The 14,479-nt window shown below is 69.3% G+C and carries 14 protein-coding genes and 2 tRNA genes; 8 read left to right on the top strand and 8 right to left on the bottom strand.

The features are described from left to right. Window position 1: 1 nt before the first annotated feature. Window positions 2–69: transfer RNA gene (locus VGF64_08835), tRNA-Ile, on the top strand. Window positions 70–845: 776 nt separating this feature from the next. Then, entirely contained in the window at window positions 846–1,166 is a 321-nt protein-coding gene (locus VGF64_08840) for a nucleotidyltransferase family protein (GenBank protein ID HEY1634850.1), read from the top strand. Between the two features lie 138 nt (window positions 1,167–1,304). On the opposite strand, the gene VGF64_08845 is transcribed toward VGF64_08840, so the two are convergent. Continuing rightward, complete coding sequence (locus VGF64_08845) at window positions 1,305–1,913, bottom strand: GNAT family N-acetyltransferase (protein ID HEY1634851.1); 609 nt, start codon at window positions 1,911–1,913, stop codon at window positions 1,305–1,307. A 350-nt stretch (window positions 1,914–2,263) separates the two neighbouring features. On the opposite strand from VGF64_08845, the gene VGF64_08850 reads away from it, so the two are divergent. The 3 genes from VGF64_08850 to VGF64_08860 all read left to right on the top strand — a co-directional run bounded on the left by VGF64_08850 (window position 2,264) and on the right by VGF64_08860 (window position 4,170). Then, on the top strand, window positions 2,264–3,295 hold the full coding sequence (locus tag VGF64_08850; protein ID HEY1634852.1) for an NAD(P)-binding domain-containing protein: 1,032 nt from the start codon (window positions 2,264–2,266) through the stop codon (window positions 3,293–3,295). A 71-nt stretch (window positions 3,296–3,366) separates the two neighbouring features. Next, window positions 3,367–3,858 (top strand): DUF4190 domain-containing protein, encoded by a 492-nt coding sequence (locus VGF64_08855; protein ID HEY1634853.1) that lies wholly within the window; start codon window positions 3,367–3,369, stop codon window positions 3,856–3,858. A gap of 237 nt (window positions 3,859–4,095) precedes the next feature. Further along, window positions 4,096–4,170, top strand: a tRNA-Ala gene (locus VGF64_08860). A gap of 78 nt (window positions 4,171–4,248) precedes the next feature. Here the strand turns inward: VGF64_08860 and VGF64_08865 are convergent. From VGF64_08865 to VGF64_08880, 4 genes are all read right to left on the bottom strand, one after another. Further along, window positions 4,249–5,025: a hypothetical protein gene (locus VGF64_08865; GenBank protein ID HEY1634854.1), complete on the bottom strand. Its 777-nt coding sequence runs from the start codon at window positions 5,023–5,025 to the stop codon at window positions 4,249–4,251. 63 nt (window positions 5,026–5,088) lie between these two features. Continuing rightward, on the bottom strand, window positions 5,089–6,516 hold the full coding sequence (locus tag VGF64_08870) for a site-specific DNA-methyltransferase (GenBank protein ID HEY1634855.1): 1,428 nt from the start codon (window positions 6,514–6,516) through the stop codon (window positions 5,089–5,091). A gap of 94 nt (window positions 6,517–6,610) precedes the next feature. Beyond that, on the bottom strand, window positions 6,611–7,666 hold the full coding sequence (locus VGF64_08875) for a trypsin-like peptidase domain-containing protein (protein HEY1634856.1): 1,056 nt from the start codon (window positions 7,664–7,666) through the stop codon (window positions 6,611–6,613). Window positions 7,667–7,681: 15 nt separating this feature from the next. Beyond that, on the bottom strand, window positions 7,682–8,338 hold the full coding sequence (locus tag VGF64_08880; GenBank protein HEY1634857.1) for a DedA family protein: 657 nt from the start codon (window positions 8,336–8,338) through the stop codon (window positions 7,682–7,684). 91 nt (window positions 8,339–8,429) lie between these two features. On the opposite strand from VGF64_08880, the gene VGF64_08885 reads away from it, so the two are divergent. Both VGF64_08885 and VGF64_08890 read left to right on the top strand, forming a co-directional pair. Next, on the top strand, window positions 8,430–9,356 hold the full coding sequence (locus tag VGF64_08885; GenBank protein HEY1634858.1) for a cation diffusion facilitator family transporter: 927 nt from the start codon (window positions 8,430–8,432) through the stop codon (window positions 9,354–9,356). A gap of 37 nt (window positions 9,357–9,393) precedes the next feature. After that, window positions 9,394–11,118 (top strand): protein kinase, encoded by a 1,725-nt coding sequence (locus VGF64_08890; GenBank protein ID HEY1634859.1) that lies wholly within the window; start codon window positions 9,394–9,396, stop codon window positions 11,116–11,118. 8 nt (window positions 11,119–11,126) lie between these two features. Here the strand turns inward: VGF64_08890 and VGF64_08895 are convergent, their stop codons facing one another. Genes VGF64_08895 through VGF64_08905 form a run of 3 tightly spaced genes read right to left on the bottom strand, consistent with a single transcriptional unit; the run spans window position 11,127 to window position 13,193 of the window. Continuing rightward, window positions 11,127–11,843, bottom strand: a complete 717-nt coding sequence (locus tag VGF64_08895) for a phosphoribosyltransferase (GenBank protein HEY1634860.1) — start codon at window positions 11,841–11,843, stop codon at window positions 11,127–11,129. Window positions 11,844–11,878: 35 nt separating this feature from the next. Further along, entirely contained in the window at window positions 11,879–12,772 is an 894-nt protein-coding gene (locus VGF64_08900) for a DNA-processing protein DprA (protein ID HEY1634861.1), read from the bottom strand. A gap of 4 nt (window positions 12,773–12,776) precedes the next feature. Further along, window positions 12,777–13,193 (bottom strand): PaaI family thioesterase, encoded by a 417-nt coding sequence (locus VGF64_08905; GenBank protein ID HEY1634862.1) that lies wholly within the window; start codon window positions 13,191–13,193, stop codon window positions 12,777–12,779. Window positions 13,194–13,291: 98 nt separating this feature from the next. On the opposite strand from VGF64_08905, the gene VGF64_08910 reads away from it, so the two are divergent. After that, window positions 13,292–14,473 (top strand): thiolase family protein, encoded by a 1,182-nt coding sequence (locus VGF64_08910; protein ID HEY1634863.1) that lies wholly within the window; start codon window positions 13,292–13,294, stop codon window positions 14,471–14,473. Window positions 14,474–14,479 lie beyond the last annotated feature (6 nt).

Raw genomic sequence — 14,479 nt, forward strand, 5'->3', positions numbered from 1 at the left:
TATAGCTCAGCCGGTTAGAGCGCAGCACTGATAATGCTGAGGTCGCTGGTTCGATTCCAGCTAGCCCCACTCCCTGAAATCCCTGGTCAGGGGCTCGCGGGCGGGTTCGGGTGTCATCGTCCCGAGCCGTCCATCCCGCGAGCATCCCGCGAGCATCCGGCGTGGCCGCGGGATCTCTTGTCGCGCCGAGGAAATAGTCGCCGAGCTGGCGCGCCGCGGCTCGGTCACCGTCCTACATGTCGATTGACATGTCGGCATCGAATTGCGGCGGGCGGCCTCAGGCGTCAAGGCGCTCCGGTTGCACTGTCGCCGGTGGTGCTGTCGCCGGGTCGGACCGATGCTCCCTCCGACGTTGCCTCCTCGGCTCGCCCGCCGCACTGGGCTCTCAGGCCGATCGGACGGAGCCGATCGGCCAGCTACGAAAGCCTGGACGACACGACTCCGAGCGCTGACTCGGGCACGGCGCTGAGCCGCCACGCGGTAGCGAGCGCACGTCAGACCCTGTGAGACAGGTTGCCCCTCCGCCTGGAGTCTCCCGCATCGCCCCAGGAGCCTGCATCGCTCCGGCTGTCTTTAGCGATCCTCACCAGCAAGAAAAGAAAGTCATGATCTTGAAGCCCCACCATGTAACTCCCAGGCGCCCCGGCACCTCCGGCACCGGGGCGCCAGTCGAACGGGTCGCCGACGCCCGCTCGTCGCCGCAGGCTGCTCCAACCGTGCCGAGCCGGGCTGTCCAGCTCAGGCACCCGAGCCCTGAGAGGACGTGTGTGACGATCTCCTTTACCAGTTCAAGGGGGCGAGACGATCGACGGGGCGAGGCGGCTGGAGGTCCTACCATTGGGGCCGTGGCACGCGAAGCGGCTCAGGCCGGAGCACACGAAACGCCCACAATGTCGCTGCTGCGCGCCCACCGCGACGAGATCCTCCGGCTCGCTGCGAAGCGGGGTGTGTCCAACATTAGGGTCTTCGGATCCGTGGCGAGGGGAGATGCAACTCCCGACAGCGATATCGATCTCCTTGTCGACTTCGAAGTACGAGACAGCGGGCTCGACTTGGTCGCATTCGCTCAGGATCTCGAGGAGCTGCTTGGCCATCGTGTGGAGGTCGGCACCGGCGTGCACCAAATCGTCCGGCCAAGGGTGGAGCAGCAGGCCGTTCCACTTTGACCGAGCACGACGACCTTCTGTACCTGGCTCACATCGGCGAAGCTGCCGACCGAATCCAGCATTCCGCGGCAGTTCAGGGTTGGAGAGCGCTCGACGCCGACGCTGATTGAAAGTATCCGTTTGCTGAGCTGATCCCGCCTACTGGGGGCGTGGCTCGCGCCACATTGGCGTGAGGACCGGAGCGCCGGGAGGCAGCGGTACGGGGTCGCGGACCTCGAAGCCGTGACGGGCGTAGAGCGGGATGTTCCGCGGGTTCGACGACTCCAGGTATGCCGGCACCCCCTCCCGGTCGCAGCGCTCGAGCATGGGCGACATGGCCGCCGACCCCACCCCCTTGCCCTGGACGGCTCTTCTCGTTCCTAGCGTCTCGAGGTAGTAGTGCGGCTCCCGAGGGTGAACCTTCTCCATCACCCCGAGAACCTTCCACGGCCGGGTGTTTCCTGGTCCAAAGGCGAGGGCCATGCCCGGCGACTGGCGGAGGATGGACGACAGCGGCGTTTTCCACCGATCGATGCCCTTCCAGATTGCGCCACCGGATCCGTCCTCCGACAGGTAGATCTCATGGTCTGAGTGACGCAGCTCGTCCCGAAGGAGGGCCCGGAAGAACCTCATCAGGCGTCGATCCCTGTGGGGCTTTCCCTCGAGCAGCCAGCCGAAGACGGGATCTTCGGCGAAGGCGTCAGCGAACGCCTCGGCTAGCCGTTCCCCGTCCTCGGGCCGTGCCCTGCTGACCGTGACGTCTGCCATACCTGCCCCCGTTCGAGGCGCTAATGCTAACGCCACGCAGTACGACGGCAGCGGGGAGTCGTGGCCGCAAGTCGCGCAGGGAGACGGCGGGGCGCATTATCGGTTACAGGAGGGGCACCCCTCCCGGCTCGCCGGCTCGCCTCGCCTCGTGGCCTGCCGGTAGAGTCCGTCCCAGTTCAGGGGGCTTTCGGGGTTCTTGGCGTCGAGGCTGCCGAGGCCGCTGGTTCGACTCCAGCCAGCTCCACGATGCGAGTGCTTCGCCGAACGCTTGTCGCCGTTGGTGCCGCCGGCCTCATCGCCGGGCTGCTGCGCCTCCGGGGCTCAGGCGGTGACCCGCCAGGGGAAGGAGGATGGCGGGAGCTCTCCGGGCCCGACCTGCGCTAGTGCGGGCGCTCGTGCTCGGCGCCGGGGCGGTCGGCGCTCGTGTTGCGCGACAGCTCGCGTCGAACGCCACGGTCGAATCTCTCGTCGTCATGGACCAGGTCGCCGACCGGGCCCGGTCGGTGGCCGAGAGCATCGGGCCGGGGGCGGACTGGCAGCCGTGGTCAGAGCGTGCGGTGAAGGGCCGCGACGTTGCAGTGCTCGCCGTGCCAGGAGACGTCCGAACCCTGGCCGAGATCGCGCTCGAGCACGGCGTCCACGTCGTGTCGGTGGGGGGACAGGAATGGGACGTGAGGCCGCTGCTCGAGCTCGATTCCGAGGCCCGTGAGCGCTCCTGTCACGTGGTGGTCGGGGCCGGATTCTCTCCCGGGCTCTCGTGCCTGCTGGCCCGCCACGCGGCGGCAACCTTCGACACCGTCGAGGAGATCCATGTGGCCAGGATCGGCACTGGCGGTCCTGCGTGTGCCCGTCAGCATCGTCGGGCGCTTCTCGCCTCGTGTGTCGATTGGCGCGACGGCACCTGGGTTCGGCGGCGGGGAGGCTCGGGCCGGGAGCTGTGCTGGTTCCCCGATCCGCTCAGCGGTCGGGACTGCTACCGGGCTGGATCGGGAGACGCATTGCTCCTGGCGCCGGCCTTTCCCGGCGTCGCTCGGGTCACTGCTCGCGTGGCGGCGTCGCCAGGGGAGCGGATCCTGTCGGTGTTTCCCCATCCCCGTTCGCGGCAGCCTGAAGGCGCGATCGGAGGAATCCGGATCGAGGTCCGTGGCCGTCGGGGGCAGGCCAGCGATGTCGTCGTGCTGGGCGTGGTTGACCGTCCGGCGGCTGCCGCCGGCGCCGTGGCCGCCGCCGCGGCGAGGTGGGCGGTCGAGTCCCGCCTGGCCCGCACGGGAGCCGCCGGTCTGGCCGAGCTGGTGCCCGAGGCCGTCCCGTTCCTGCGCCAGCTCGCGGACCGTGGTGTTCGGGCCGCCGTCTTCGAGGGGACGGGCTCCAAGGGGAGCTGACGTCGCTTGCCGGAAATGGAGGGGTGTTCCATCATGACGCGCTTGGTGGCCGAAGGAACCTCGAGCGAGCGGTGACGTCCCTGCCTCCTGAGGAGCCGGGGTGGACGCCTCCGGCAGGATCGGGTGTACCTCCGGGTCCGCCCGGGGCGCCCGGTTCGAGCGACGGGTGGGACCAGTACCCGGCGGGCGAACCGCCTGCCCGGGTTGTCCGCAACGGCCTCGGCGTGGCAGCGCTGGTGCTCGGCATCCTCAGTCTGGTGTTCATCGTCGTGTTCCCACCGGTCGGCGTGATCCTGGGGATCCTGGGGGTGGTCTTCGGGATCATCGGGGTCCGTCGGGTCCGTAGGGGCGAGGCCACCAACCGGGGCCAGGCCATGGCCGGAGGAATCACCGGCGGCATCGGTGTGGTTGTGTCGGCGGCCCTCCTCGTGGTCGTGGGCACCTTCATCTTCTCCCACCGCACACAGATCGACCGGCTGACCCAGTGTCTGCAGAACGCACACACTCAGCACGCCCGAGACGCGTGCCAGCAGCAGTTCCGGAACAGCGTCAACGGGCGATGACCCGCCGGCGGCGGATCGCCCTCTCTGCTTCGCCGCAAGTTCGCCGTCAAGCGGCCGCGACCACCGTTCTTGTCGCGTCTGGGCCCCGAAAACCCGGCCCAGATGCTGCGGGGTCGTCGCAGTGACCGGCGTCGACGTGTTCTTGACGCAATTACGGCGCTTCGACATCTGGCCGTCGGTAGGGTGTAGTGGCTCGTCAGCGCCGGACACCGTTGTCGAGTGCAGTGGCCACGATCGGGGGACGTAGCTCAGTCTGGTCAGAGCACCTGCTTTGCAAGCAGGGGGTCGTGGGTTCGAGTCCCACCGTCTCCACGTCAGTTCAGAAGCCAGAGGCGCCAGCGGCTTTTCAGGTCTGGATGGACGTCGCTGCGCTCGACACGTTGCGACCCCTCACGGCGACACGCGTGGCACTTGACGGCGCGCCGAACGCCGGCCATAGCTCGTCGTTCCGCGAAGTGACTGAAGCTTGTCGAACGATGGCATGGGGCCGCCAGTGTCGCGAGTTGTCGCCAGCTCTGCCCAGACCGGCAAGTCTGCGATCAGTTGTGGGTTGGCTGCCGCGCGCCGGTGCAGGATCTCGTCCGGCACCGACTGCGGATCGGGGGTGGCGTACTCCGCGACGATCTCGTCGTAGTGGTCAGCGAGCACGGTACTCATCGGATCGAGTCCGACCACGACCAGCATGCCGGTGGGCTCGGTGTCGAGCAGGACAGTCGTGAGGTCGGGTCGGTAGCGTTCGAGCACAGCAGTCACCTTGTAGGTGTCGCCCGCCCAGAGCAGCGTGTGCTGGTCGCGGGCAGCCTCCGACACCGACCGGGGGAGCACGTCGTCGAGAACGACGACGCTGGCCGATGTGCTCAGCCGTTCCGTGTTCATGAAGTCTCGGAGCACGAACTCGAAGATATGTAGGCCGTCGATGAAGGTGAAGTCAACGACTCCCTCCGAGAACCACGAGATGGCGTCAGCCCGTGCGAAGAACACGTCGCTGGTCGCCTTGACCAGCTTGAGGTCACACGCGATCTCGACCTCGATATTGAACTCCGGGTCCACGCCAATGGTTCGGGTGGTGGACCGGGCGAGCCCGAGGCCGTCGTTGATCCCGATCTCGAGGTAGCTCCGGGGCTGGTAACGCTCGTGGACGACCGTCAGGAACTGATGCCGCTCCATCGTGGGTCATCATTCTCGCTCATCTGGCGAGTGTCAGATCGCGACGAGCCTCGTTGTCCCAGCCTACGGACCCGGTAGCGGCGGTGACGATCCGAGCGCCGCCAGTCGGCGCACGTCGTCCTCGCTGGTCAGCACGATGACGTCGCGGATCGGCTGGCCGAGACCGACCAGAGCCCGCAGGGCCGCGTTGCCGGGGCTCCCAGCGGCGGGCACGTCGGTCGTCAAGAGCACGAGGCCGACACCAGGGCGGGCCGAGGCCAGCACGGCCGCCTTGCCGAGCGCCCTCCACAGCACGTCCGCCCGTCGCAGACCGGGCCGACTCGAGGTGAAACCACCGGCGAGGTCGACGTGCCAGCGCCGGCCGTGGGGATCCCGGGCCACGAAGGTCACCTCGACCCCCTCCGGGAACGACACCTCCTGCTCGATGTCCACGAAACCGCACCGCTCCAGCGTCACGCGTGCCACGTCCCGTGCCGCCCGTCCTTCCCGCAGTGCGCTCGCCTGGGTGTGTTCACCATGGGCGCCGTCATCGGGGGCACCCGGAAGGACGACGCGGAGCGGCCGCGAGCACGCCAGGCGTTGCCGCTCGGCCTCTAGCCGGCGCTTCGCGTGCAGCACGTACTCCTCATCGGTGTCGTAGCCCGCGAAGTGCCGCTCCGCTCGCATCGCGGCTACTGCGGTGGTCCCCGATCCCACGAATGGGTCGAGCACGAGGTCGTCGCGATACGTGTACAGCTGGATCAACCGCTCGGGGAGCTCGACCGGGAACGGCGCCGGGTGGCCCACGCGCGTCGCGCTCTCGGCGGGGATCTCCCACAGGTCGGTCGTCGCCTCCATGAACTCGTCCCGCGAGACGGACCCCTCGGACGGCAGCCCCCTGGCCGACCGCTGCCGCGCCGACCGGGCACGGTCGAATCGCCCCTTGCTGGCCACGATGACGCGCTCGGTCAGGTCCCGGAGGACCGGGTTGGCGGGCCGTTGGAACGAACCCCACGCGCACGACCCGGACGAGCCCCGCGCCTTGACCCAGATGATCTCGCCGCGCAGCAGGAGCCGGAGCCGGTCCTGCAGGATCCAGGTCACGTCGGCGGAGAGCGACCGATAGGGCCGACGGCCGAGATTGGCCACGTTGACAGCGATGCGGCCGCCAGGCTCGAGCGTGCGCATGCACTCGCCGAAGACCTCCTCCAGCATGGCCAGGTACTCGGCGTAGGTCGTCGGGACGCCCTGACCCAGGGCCGCCTCGTACTCCTTTCCGGCGAAGTACGGAGGCGACGTGACCACCAGGGCGACCGAGTTGTCATCCAGCTCGGGCATGCTGCTGGCGTCGTGGCAGAACACCTCGTCGATGCCCTTGCGTTCAGACATGCCTTCCTCGGCGGTGAGGACGGGGGCGGTGAACCGCCCATAGAAGGCAGACGAGTCGTGTCCCTCCCGGCGGGACACTCCGAATCTCGACGTCGAGGTGGTGTCACGTCTCGGTCTCGCCATCGTCGAACCGTACAGCAGTCATGTCGGAGGATGGTCGACCGAACGAGGGCGCTCGATCACATTGCCGGCCTGGCCGGGACGTCGTAGCGCAGCGTCAGCCGGGCAGCTGGCCGAGGGTGACCGTGACCGTCTTCTGACTCCCGTCGGGCTGGACCACGGTGACCTTGGCCTGGTTCCCGGGGCCGAGGCCGGCCAGGATGTCGTTGAGCGAAGATGACGACTGGACCTGCTGTCCGTTGATCGAGGTGATCACGTCCTGGGCCTTGATCCCCGCCTTGTCGGCCGCCCCGCCCGGCTGGACCTGGACGATGATGACGCCGCCGGGCTGACCGGAGCTGTTGAAGCCGGTCGTGGCCGTGATGTTGAGGGCCGCCCGTCCCGAGTTGGTGACCTTGCCCTGGGACGCCAGCTGTCCGGCGATGAGCTTCACCGTGTTGCTGTTTATCGCGAAGCCGATCCCGGACGCCGCGCCACCACTCTGCTGGTCAGTCGCCGCCAGCGTCGGGATGCCCATGACGTTCCCGTCGAGGTCGGCCAGGGCGCCGCCGCTGTTGCCGGGGTTGATCGGGGCGCTGGTCTGGATCGTGTTGGCCAGCGTGTGAGTCTGGTCCTCGCTCACCGTACGGCCGTTGAAGCTGACGATCCCGTTGGTCACGCTGCTCGAGAGGCCGAGGGGGTTGCCGATGGCGAGGGCGATCTCGCCCACCTGTACCTTGCTCGAATCGGCGAAGGTCGCCGGGGTGAGGTTGCTGGCCCCGCTGATGTTGACCACGGCGAGGTCGTCGGCGGCGAACTCCCCGACCAGTTTGGCGGGGAGAGTCTTGCCGTCGAAGAGGCTCACCTGGAAGCTCGTCGCGCCCCTGACCACGTGGTCATTGGTCACAATGTTGCCCTTGTTGTCATAGATGACGCCGGAGCCGAGCCCGGTGTCCGTGGTGATCTCCACGACCGAGGGCCGCACCTTGTTGACGACGTTGATGTAGGAGCTCTGGAGGGCCTGGGCGGTGGGACTGGCCGAGCTCGCCCCCGTCGTCGTCGACGAGGGAGCCGACGCATGCTGGGTCGACCCGCCGGTGCACCCGGCCAGCAGCAGCGCCACGATGACGGCGCCACCGAGGCTGCCCATGAATGGGAACCGCTTGCGCTTCACGCCCAGCATGGTGCCCTATCTAGCGCCGTCCGTCGAGGAGTCTGTCTCCGTCCCGGACTCCGACTCCAGCCGGCGTTCGCGGACATGACTGCGCACCCGCAGCAGCACGAAGAGGACAACCACCACAGAGACGAACCCGACCGCTGCCCAGGTCGACGTGGACAGGACCTTCTTGTAGGTATTGCCGAGGAAGTAGCCGAGGAGAGTGAAGCCAGTGGCCCAGATGACCCCGCCGATGGCGTTGGCCACGAGGAACCGGGGGTAGTGCATGCCTCCCATCCCGGCCAGGCCGGGAACCACGGCACGGAGGAAGGCGGTGAGCCGTCCGAGGATGACCGCCCACGCCCCCCAGCGCCTGATGAACTCGCGCGCCTTCTCCACTGCGGCGTGCCGCCGCCGGAGGGGTCTGACCGACAGCAGCCGCGGCCCGATCAGTCGTCCGACCTCGTAGCCGACCGAGTCCCCAGCGATGGCCGCAGTGGCCGCCACGACGATCATGACGACCACGTTGACGTTCCCCTGCGACGCGATCACCCCGCCCAGGATGACCGCCGTCTCGCCGGGCAGGACGAAGCCCAGCAGCACCGCAGCCTCCCCGAAGGCCAGGGCAGCGACGAGGATGTACACGAGGGCGCCGTGCAGCGAGAGGATGTGGTTGGCGATCGAGGTCAAGCCTCTCCAGTCTGGCCCCGCCATGGACGGTGTGGCGGCCGCAGTCGATCGCCCTGCCTCAACAGGTCCTCGACTCCTTTACCCTGTGATGGTGACCCTCCGGACGCGCCTGACGGTCGCCCTGCTGCTGAACCTGGGGATCGTCGCCGCGCAGGCGGTGGCCGGGTTCGGGGCACATTCGGTCGGATTGCTGGCCGACGCAGGTCACAATCTGGTCGACGGAGCGGGCCTCGGACTCTCGCTCTTCGCCGTGCACCTGGCGAGGAGGCCGCCGACCCTGGAGCGCTCGTTCGGCTATCACCGCTCCACGGTGCTGGCGGCCCAGGCCAATGCCGCGGCCATCTGCGTGGTCACGGTGCTGGTGGTGGCCGAGAGCGTGCACCGGTTCTTCAGTCCCCAGCCGGTGCAGGGCGCCCCGATGGTCGTGGTGGCGGCCGTGGCCCTGGCCGTCGACGCCATCGCCGCCGTGATCCTCTGGGACAGGAGCAGCGGGGACACCTTCACGGTGCGCACCGCCGTTCTCCACATGGGCGGCGACGCCCTGGCCTCGCTCGGTGTGGTGGTCGCCGGGTTGGTCATCCTCCTCACCGGCGGCTTCGCCTGGCTGGACCCGGCGGTCGGCCTGGGGATCGCGGCCCTGATCGCGTGGGGCGCGGTCGGACTGCTCCGTTCCACGACCGACGTGCTGCTGGAATCGGCCCCTCGGGGACTCGACGTGAGCGACCTCGAGCAGGCCATGGCCCAGGTTGGCGGCATCGATGGTGTGCACGATCTGCACGTATGGAGCCTGTCAGCTGAGGTTCGGGCTCTTTCGGCCCACCTGGTCCTGGCCGGACACCCGACACTGGAGGAGGCTCAGGCCACCGGAGTCAAGGTCAGGCGGGCCATCGCCGAGGACTATCGCATCGCTCACGCGACCCTGGAGCTCGAGTGCGAGACGTGCGCCGACAACGTCTCCGGGTGCGCCATGGACGAGCTGTCGCCGCCGGCGTTGCCCGTCCCTGACGGCGGGAGTTGATGTCCTGCCCGCGCCGCCAGGCGGCTAGCTTGGTCCAGTGAGCGAGCGCGTCGACGCGGGGCGCCCCTGGCATTCCCGTGTCCTAGCCGGCCGCTACCGCCTGATCGAGTTCATCGCCCGGGGCGGGATGGCAGAGGTGTGGGAGGGCCACGACGTCCTCCTGGCGCGACGCGTTGCGGTCAAACTGCCCCATGCCCACCTGGGTCGACAAGAGGCGTTCCGTCGGCGCTTTCGTCGCGAGGCCGTGGCCGCCGCCCGTTTGAGCCACCCCAACATCGTCGCCATCTTCGACACCGGCACTGATGACGAGGACAACTTCATCGTGATGGAGCGAGTCGACGGTCCGAGCCTCCGCCAGCTCCTCGTCCCCGATCGCCCGCTACCCGTCGACAGGGCTGTCAGCATCACCGCGCAGGTGGCCAGCGCGCTGGAGTATGCACACCGGCAGGCGGTCGTCCACCGCGACATCAAGCCGGCCAACATCCTGATCGGCCAGGACAGCATCGTGAAGGTGGCCGACTTCGGCATCGCCAAGGCAGCGCTCGGTGACGACATGACCCAGACGGGCACGGCGCTGGGAACAGCCCGCTACCTCGCCCCCGAGCAGGTCGAGGCGGGACGGCCGGACCGTAGGAGCGACATCTACTCGCTCGGCGTGGTCCTCTACGAGATGATCTGTGGGCGTCCCCCCTTCCAGGCCGACAACGAGCTCGCCCTCGCCCTCCAGCACCTGCGGGCTGTGCCTCCGCCCCCCCGCAGCGTGTCGCCCGAAGTGCCGCCCTGGCTCGAGGCCGTCGTGCTCACGTCATTGGCCAAGTCGCCCGAGCAGCGCTTCGCTACGGCCGAGCATCTCGCTGACGCGCTGGCCCGAGGACCGGCGTGGGAAGGTCCGTATCCTGCGACCGACGATGGCGCCGCGACGGGCCTCGATCGCGCCGGGTTCCGCCCGGTTCCCATCGGTGCCGACCAGCGACGTGATCGTCCGCCCACGAGCACGGACGCGGCAGCACCGTGGGTGCAGACCGGTGCGATGGGCGCGACGCCCACCGATCGGGACTACCTCGACCGAGGGGATCCCAGCCGGCCGCCGCCCTTCGGCGACCGACCGTTCCCCACTTCCACGCGGGCGTTCGACGCGCCTCCTGCACCACCGGACCAGGGGGCTTCGACGGGGCGACGTCAGTCGAGACGGCGCCTGGTTCCGCTCCTTGCCATCGCCATCGCCATCGCCGCCGCTGTGGTCGCAGCGGTCCTCGTCACGCATCTGAACGGCTCGAGCTCACACCCCGGATCGACGACCTCCCAAGGCGCGGCGACGAGCACCACCGGCACTGCGCTCGCCGTGACCGGCGCCACGTCGTTCGATCCCCCTCCGGGTGACGGCGTCGAGGACAACGGGGACCTCCCCCACCTCATCGACGGCAACCCGAGCACGACCTGGCACACCGAGTTCTACTCCGATCGCCAGTTCGGCGGGTTGAAGGCAGGTGTGGGCTTCGTGCTCACCCTCGACCAGAGCCGGCGGCTCCAGGACCTGGTGCTCACGAGCCCGACGCCCGGGTACGACGTGAGTGCCTACGTCGCCGACTCGTCCCCGTCCCAGCTGTCGGGTTGGGGGCAGCCAGTGGCTTCGGTCACGAACGCGCCGGCTCGGACCGTGGTGCCGCTGCACGGTCGTCAGGGCTCCCACGTGCTGGTGTGGTTCACGCTGCTCAGCACGTCGAATGTCGTGCAGGTCAGCCACGCCCAGCTCACCGCCTGACGGCTCGCTCACTCCTCCAGGCAGCAGCGCCCGAAGTCGAACGGCTCCCGCGAGCGGCTCGCCCAGTACGCCAGCGCGTGTTCCCCGTGGCTGGGGTCGATCACCCTACCGATCGGCACCACTGCGACCACCCGGGCGCCAGCCAGTTGGAGCGCGGAGGCGGCGCTCTGGGCTCGCGCGCCCGTCGTGAAGGTGTCGTCCACCAGCAGGATCCGAGCCCCCCGGACCTCCGGAGAAGCGACGAACCCGACGTCGGAGGCGACATTGTGGCCGATCGTTCCCATGCCCCGCACGAGGGTCTCCCGGTGTTGTCCCGCCAGCCAGGGGACCAGCCCCACCGCGCCCTCGAGCGGGTGAGGCCCCGGCCGGCCGGTCGAAGGCACCGTCGTGATGAGGTCCCATGCGCCGGCTCGACCGCCCCGCAGACAATCACCGTGATCGAAGAGGAATCGGGCCAGCAGCGACGCCACGAACGTCGTGTGTCGGCGGCGGTCGGCGGCCGCACCCCCGTCCTTGTATCGCCTGAGGGTGGCGTGCAGGCCGCCGGGGATCGCGTACAGGCTCAAGGGGACGACCTGGTGGCACGCTCGGCGCACCTGCCCGGTCACGTGGGCGCAGCTGTAGCAGGTCGAGAAGCCCGGCCTGGTGCAGCCGTGGCAGATGGCGCAGACACCGGGTCCCCGAGGAGGCACCGGTCGGCAGAATCTGGCCAGGGGTTCGCTCACCTCGTGCACGCTCGGCATCGCAGGCGGCGTGCGGTTCAGAGGAGCCGGATCTGTCTGGAGGATCGGCGGTGCTCGGGGACCGGCCCTCCATCCTGCACAAGCCGATCGATCGCCGACAGTAGATCGCCCGACCCGCCAACGACCGTGGCACCGCCCTCGTCGACTAGCGCCGACGCCCAAGGCTCGGAGCGGACGAGGGACTCGACGAGGAAGACCGGCCGGCCGTGCTCTCGCGCCAGCCGAGCCTGCATCCTGGCACCACTGGCGGCCGCCGCCTCCACGACGACGGTGCCCAGGGCGATGCCGCTGGTGACGACGTTGCGTCGAGGAAAAGATGCTCGCGACGGTGGGGCGTCGGGCCAGAACTGGGACACCACGGCCCCCGACCGACCGACCCGGAGGGACAGGTCGATGTTCTCGGGCGGGTAGACGCACCGGATCCCGCTGCCCAGCACGGCGATCGTCCGCCCGCCGGCCGCCAGGGCCCCGGTGTGGGCGTCGGTGTCGACGCCGCGGGCCAGACCGGAGACGACGGTCACGCCGGCTTCGCCCAGCGCCGCCGCCAGCGCCTGGGCCGTCGCCCGCCCATCGTCGGATGGTTGCCGGGTGCCGACGATGGCGATCGATCGCTCGTCGCGAGCCTCGAGCCGGCCGCGGAGGAACAGGAACGGCGGCCGGTTGAACACCTGCGCCAGGTTGGCCGGGTAACCGTCATCGAGCACCGTCACCACGCTGAGGTCCGGGTCCTCGGCGAACAGGCGGTCGAGGACGGACTTCCAGCGTTCGGACGAGTCGGCTGTCTCGGGCCTCGATGCCACGAGCGGAGCGGTGCCGCCGGCCGCCTCGACGGCGTCGGCGATCGCCGACCAGGGGCCCGGCGTCGTCTCGACCAGGGCCAGCAACCCGGCCGCCTCGCCGTGTCGGCCCACCGCTCTACTCTTCCCGGTGGAGCAGGAAGGTCCCGGTTGACCGGCTGACGAGGCGGCCGTCGGCGTCCCGGACGGTCGCCTCGACATAGGCCACCTGGCGGGCCATGCGCACGACCTCACCGCGGACGGTCAGCGTCTCCCCGGCCCGGGCGGACCGCATGGTCTCGGTCTTCATCTCCAGGGTGGCCTGGCTCCGGTCCCGTCCGTCCAGCCCGGCATTGACGGCGAAGTTCATCGCCGCGTCGAGCAGGACCGAGTGCACCCCGGCCTGCACGATCCCGCGGGGGTTGCAGGCGAGTGCCGTGGGCTCCCAGGTCGCCGCCGACCATCCGCCACCCTCTCCGTCGGCGCCGTACCCCTCGAACCGCCCCCCGACGGCGCCGATCACGGCCATGCCGCCATCGCCCAGCCAGCGGTCCATGTTCCTCACGGGCGCCAACGGTAGCGCTGGCCCGTGTCCTTGACCGTCCGGTCTAGTCTTGGGAGCCGACAGGACCTGAGGGAGAAGAGGAGCGTTCCATGCCTAGCGCTGTCATCGTGGATGCTGTCCGCACCGCCGGGGGGAAGCGAAACGGCAAGCTCCGGGGTTGGCATCCGGTCGACCTGGCGGCGGAGACGCTGAAGGCGCTGGTCGAACGCAACGATCTCGATCCTGGGCTGATCGACGATGTCGTGATGGGCTGTGTCATGCAGGTGGGGGAGCAGGGACTCAACATCGGGCGCAACGCCGTGCTCGCTGCCGGGTTCCCCGAGTCGGTGTGCTCCACCAGCGTCGACCGCCAGTGTGGCTCGTCCCAGCAGTCGGCCCATTTCGCCGCCCAGGGGGTCATCGCCGGGGCCTACGACGTGGTGGTGGCCGCCGGCGTCGAATGCATGACGCGGACGCCGATGGGGGCTTCGGTGGTTCCCGGGCTGGGCGCCCCCTTCGGCCCGAAGATGATGGCCCGCTACGCATCGGTCGGTGGGCTGGTGCCGCAGGGCATCTCGGCTGAGCTCATCGCCGACAAGTGGGGTCTGTCGCGGGAGGATCTCGACCGATTCGGCGCCGCCAGCCAGCAGCGGGCCGCCCGGGCGACGGCCGAGGGTCGCTTCCAGCGGGAGATCGTCCCGGTATCGGTGAAGGACGACGACGGCAACGACACCGTCGAGATCGTCGACACCGACGAGGGCATCCGCCCCGATACCACGGTCGAGACCCTCGCCCAGCTCAAGCCTGCCTTCAAGAAAGACGACGGGAAGGTCACCGCCGGCAACTCCTCGCAGATCAGCGACGGCGCGGCGGCCGCGTTGATCATGAGCGAGGAGCGCGCCGCGAGCCTCGGCCTGACGCCGAGGGCCCGCTTCCACTCCTTCGCGCTGGCCGGCGTGGACCCGGTCATGATGCTCACCGGTCCGATCCCGGCGACCGCCAAGGTGCTCGAGCGGGCCAAGATGAGCCTGGCCGACATCGACCTGGTCGAGATCAACGAGGCCTTCGCCTCGGTGGTCCTGGCCTGGGAGAAGGAGCACCACCCGGACATGGACCGGGTCAACGTCAACGGCGGCGCCATCGCCCTCGGCCATCCCCTCGGATGCTCCGGCGCCAAGCTGCTGGCCACGCTGGTCAACGAGCTCGAGCGCACTGGTGGTCGCTACGGCCTCCAGACGATGTGCGAGGGCGGCGGCATGGCCAACGCCATGATCATCGAGCGCTTGGGCTAGGCCCCG

It is taken from the genome of Acidimicrobiales bacterium (assembly GCA_036491125.1).
Lineage (GTDB): Bacteria > Actinomycetota > Acidimicrobiia > Acidimicrobiales > AC-9 > AC-9.